We start from the raw sequence: 511 nt of genomic DNA on the forward strand, positions 1-511 counted from the left end.
CGTAGCGGATCCGCTGGAGTTCCCAGTCGATGCGCAGGTGTCCCCCGTCGAGGTCGACGCTGGCCCAGGTGAGCCCTAGGGTCTCGCCCTGGCGGAGGCCGTAGATCATCGCGGTGAGCCACCGGCTGCGGTCGTCCAGCTCCTGGACGACCTTGAGGATGGCTGCCATCTCGTCGGGCCCGATGGCGGTGCGAGTGGACTTCGAGGCTTTCGGTGCCTGCGTCATGAGGGCGGAGTCGGGCACGTGGAGCCCCTCGCGCTTCGCGGCGCGCAGGAGGTTGAGGAGCACGCGGTGGACGTTCTTCGCACTGGTCGCCGACAGTCCCGCCGCGGCGACGGCGTCGGTGACACGGCGGATGTCGCCGGGGTTGAGGTCTCCGAGCTTGCGGCGCCCGATGGCAGGGATGATCCACAGGCGCAGTTTCGATTCGTAGTCCTCGCGAACGCGCGGCTTGAGGGTGCTGAAATGGATCGTCTCCCATTTGGCGGCCCACGCCGCCACGGTGACGTT

1 protein-coding gene is annotated in these 511 nt (G+C 68.3%); it reads right to left on the minus strand.

Translation table 11 applies throughout. From position 1 onward, the window contains the following. Nucleotides 1-511: site-specific integrase (locus FK530_RS25585; protein WP_231706814.1), on the minus strand; the 511-nt coding region annotated here is incomplete at both ends.

Origin of the sequence: Tsukamurella conjunctivitidis (genome assembly GCF_007858475.1) — a bacterium.
GTDB classification, from domain to species: domain Bacteria; phylum Actinomycetota; class Actinomycetes; order Mycobacteriales; family Mycobacteriaceae; genus Tsukamurella; species Tsukamurella conjunctivitidis.